Source organism: Micromonospora maritima, from assembly GCF_902825405.1.
Taxonomy (GTDB): domain Bacteria; phylum Actinomycetota; class Actinomycetes; order Mycobacteriales; family Micromonosporaceae; genus Micromonospora; species Micromonospora maritima.
Map to the genome: position 1 here is coordinate 1 of NZ_CADEAU010000521.1, position 3,578 is coordinate 3,578.

A 3,578-nucleotide genomic window follows, 5' to 3' on the forward strand; every position below is an offset into this window, starting at 1 on the left:
CGCCTGGGCCCCGGCCCGGCCGCAGGCACGCACGTCGGACACCAGCCGGTCCTGGTCGGACGCCGCCACACCGACCGCGCCGAGCCGGGCCCGCAGGTCGGCCGCGCCGGTGTCGACCGCGCCGGAGACCTGTCCGACGAGCACGCCGAAGAAGACCGTGCCCAGCACCGCGGCGCCGAGCGCGCCGCCGAACTGCTGGATCGCGGTCATGGTGCCGGAGGCGGAGCCGTATTCCTGCGGGCGCACCCCGGCGAGCACGATGTCGAAGAACGGGGACAGGAACAGGCCCAGGCCGGACCCGTAGACCAGCAGCGGCCCGGCGAGGTGCCACGGCGAGACGTCGGCGCCGTCGGCCCGCAGCACCAGCGCCACCGCGGCGAGGCCGACGAGCATCAGCAGGATGCCGAGTTGCAGGGAGCGGCGGCCCAGCCGGGCGGAGAGCCCGGCGCCGGCGAACGCGAAGCCGACCATGCTGCCGAGCGCCTGCGGCAGCACGGTCAGGCCGGCCTTCAGCGGGGAGTAGCCGAGCCCGACCTGGAGGAACACGGCGAGCACCAGGCCGAACCCGACCATCGACGTGAAGATGGCCAGCCCGGTGGCGAGGCCGCCGGTGAAGGCCCGGTTGCGGAACAGCGTCGGCACGATCAGCGGGTCGCCGCCGCGCCGGTGCACCCGCGCCTCGATCCGGGCGAACACCACGAAGAGCACCAGCGACAGCGCGATCATGGCGAACGCCCAGGCCGGCCAGCCCAGCTCCCGCCCCTGCACCACCGGGTAGACCAGCAGCAGCGCGGCCACGGCGGCGAGCAGCGCGCCGGGCACGTCCAGCCGCCGCGCGCCGCTGGTCTGTCCGCCGGGCAGGAAACGGGCGCCGGCGACCACGGCGAACAGCCCCAGCGGCAGGTTGATCAGGAAGATCATCCGCCAGCCGGTGCCCCACACGTCGGCGCTCACCAGGGCGCCGGCGAGCACCGGGCCGGCCACCGAGGCCAGCCCCATCGCCGGGCCGAACACGCCGAACGCCTTGGCCAGTTCCTGCGGCGGGAACATCGCCCGGATCACGCCCAGGCCCTGGGGCAGCATCACGGCGCCGAACAGGCCCTGCACCACCCGGGCGCCGACAAGCGTGCCGGGGGACGTCGCGACCGCGCAGAGCAGCGAGGCCACGGTGAACCCGGCCGCGCCGACCAGGAAGACCCGCTTGCGGCCGTACAGGTCGCCGAGTCGGCCACCGGTGATCAGGCCGGCGGCGAGGGCCAGGGTGTAGCCGGCGCCGAGCCACTGGATCAGCGCCGGCCCACCGCCCAGCTCCGCCCGGATGGACGGTGCCGCGATGTTGGTGACCAGCGTGTCGAGCAGGTCCATGATCGAGGCCAGCAGTACGACGGCGAAGGCGGGCCAGCGCCACCGGTAGGCTCCGCCGGCCACCGTCGACGCGGGCGCGAGGGCCACGTTGTCGGTCATGTCGTCCCGTTCGTCGGAGTGCCCCGGCGGGTGGGTGAACGCCCGCCGGGCGGGAGTAGCGAAAAAGTTCGAAAGTCGATACCTTCTAAGTCCGAAGTATTCGGGGTTCGGAGTGACCATGTCAAGGAGAACGCGGGACGAGGTGGTCTACGCGTTGATGCGGACCTGGCGGGCGTCGCGCCTGCAGACCGATCTGCTGGACGACGCCGCCTTCCACAAGATTGGCATCAACCGCACCGACGGGCGGTGCCTCGACGCCCTGAGCGAGGGGCCGATGCCGGCCAGCGTCCTGGCCCAGGCCTGCGGCATCAGCCCCAACGCGCTTACCACGGTCGTCGACCGGCTCGCCGAGCGGGGCCTGGTCGAGCGGGTCAAGGACCCGGCCGACAGGCGTCGCGTGCTGGTCCGCCTCACCCCGCTGGCCGACCACGTCAGCCAGCAGCTCTACGGGCCGGTGGTGGCGTGGTCGCTGCGCAACTTCGAGAAGTACTCCACCGAGGAACTCGAACTCATCGAGGGCTTCATCGACGCCGGCCGGCGGTTCCAGGCCGAGCACATGAGGTACATCGCCGCGCTGGAGCTGTCCTGGGACGTCCCGGACGACCCGACCGGCGCAACCCCCGCGCCGGGCTGAGCAACCGGCCCGGCCACCGACAAGCAGAGGGAGCAGAGCATGAGCAGCGCCATCGGAGAGGCCCGCCCCGCCCTGGGACGCCGGGCCACCCGGGCCGTGGTCGTCGTGGCGGCGGTGGTCGCCGCGGTCGTGGTGTTCGCCGTCGCCGACGCCGTGACCGGCGAGATCCGCGTACCGCAGCGACCCGCCTCGTCCGAGACCGAACCGCTGACCCTCAGCGCGGTCACCTTCGCCGCCGCGCTGGCCTGCCTGGCCGGCTGGGCGCTGCTGGCCGTGCTGGAACGCTTCACCGCCCCGGCCCGGGCCCGGGCGGTGTGGACCGGCGTCGCCCTGGCCGTGTTCCTGCTCAGCCTGCCCTACCTGCCGGGCTTCCGGCTGGCCGACCGGGTGGCGGTCGCGCTCGTGCACACCGCGCTGGCCGCCGTGCTCGTCCCGGGGCTGCGCCGCACCGTCCGGGCCGCCTGAGCGGCCGGGTGAGGAGAGGAGGAACGCCGTGCTCGTGGAGGTCTGGGCCGACATCATGTGCCCCTGGTGCTGGATCGGGAAGCGGAGGTTGGAACGGGCGTTGGCCGACCACGGCGACCCGGACACCCGGATCACCTGGCGGGCGTTCGAACTGCGGCCGGGCCACCGGCGTACCCCCGACCTCACGCTGGGCGAGGTGATGGTGCGCTGGCGCGGCCGCACGGAGGCGGAGGTGACCAAGCTCTTCGGCTGGATCCGCGCCCTGGGGGCGCAGGAGGGGCTGGAGCTGAACCTCGGCACCACCCGCCCGGTCAGTTCCTTCGACGCCCACCGGCTGTGCCACCTGGCCGACGCCGCCGGCTCCCGCGACGAGATGACCGAACGGCTGTTCCGGGCCCACCTGACCGAGAACGTCAACGTGGCCGACCACGACGTGCTGGTCGGCCTCGCCACCGAGGTCGGCCTGGACCCGGCGGCGGCCCGGCAGGTGCTCGCCGGTGACCGGTACGCGGCGCAGGTCCGCGCCGAGGCCGGCGCGCCCGGCGTCACCGGTGTGCCGACCGTGGTGGTCGACCGGCGGGAGCGGGCCACCGGCGCGTTGTCCGTGGACGACTACCGGGCGCTGCTCGCCCGGGCCGCCACGCCCAGCCGGCCGTGACGACGGCGCCGGCCCGGACGAGGTCCGGGCCGGCGCCGTGCGGGCGCGGCGGTCGCTCACCCGTCCAGTGGGGACAGGGCGAGCAGCGGCTCGTCGTACTCCACCGGGGCCCCGTCGGCGCGCAACACCTCGACGACGGTGCCGTGCGCGTCGGCGTGCACCGGGATCATCAGCTTCATCGCCTCGACGATGCCCACCTGCTGGCCCGGTTGGACGATGTCCCCCTCGGCGACGAACGGCTTCGCCCCCGGCTCCGGCGCCCGGTAGAAGACCCCCACGGTCGGCGCGCGCACCACGTGCCGGGCGGGCTCGTCACCGGCCGCGGTGACCGGCGCGGCCACGCCCACCGGGTCGGCG

The 3,578-nt window shown here is 74.5% G+C and carries 5 protein-coding genes; 3 read left to right on the forward strand and 2 right to left on the reverse strand.

Annotated elements, in window-relative coordinates:
- The coding region (locus HUW36_RS28300; RefSeq protein ID WP_174530921.1) for an MFS transporter at positions 1–1,464 on the reverse strand (1,464 nt) is incomplete at its 3' end.
- A gap of 118 nt (positions 1,465–1,582) precedes the next feature.
- On the opposite strand from HUW36_RS28300, the gene HUW36_RS28305 reads away from it, so the two are divergent.
- Genes HUW36_RS28305 through HUW36_RS28315 form a run of 3 tightly spaced genes read left to right on the forward strand, consistent with a single transcriptional unit; the run spans position 1,583 to position 3,221 of the window.
- Positions 1,583–2,098, forward strand: a complete 516-nt coding sequence (locus HUW36_RS28305; protein WP_174530922.1) for a MarR family winged helix-turn-helix transcriptional regulator — start codon at positions 1,583–1,585, stop codon at positions 2,096–2,098.
- Positions 2,099–2,137: 39 nt separating this feature from the next.
- On the forward strand, positions 2,138–2,563 hold the full coding sequence (locus HUW36_RS34670) for a DUF6069 family protein (RefSeq protein WP_246248363.1): 426 nt from the start codon (positions 2,138–2,140) through the stop codon (positions 2,561–2,563).
- 28 nt (positions 2,564–2,591) lie between these two features.
- The gene (locus HUW36_RS28315; protein WP_174530923.1) at positions 2,592–3,221 is read left to right on the forward strand and encodes a DsbA family oxidoreductase; all 630 of its coding nucleotides are present in this window, start codon (positions 2,592–2,594) and stop codon (positions 3,219–3,221) included.
- Positions 3,222–3,277: 56 nt separating this feature from the next.
- Here the strand turns inward: HUW36_RS28315 and HUW36_RS28320 are convergent.
- Positions 3,278–3,578 (reverse strand): acetyl-CoA carboxylase biotin carboxyl carrier protein (locus HUW36_RS28320; protein ID WP_343044371.1); only part of this gene is annotated, 301 nt, incomplete at its 5' end.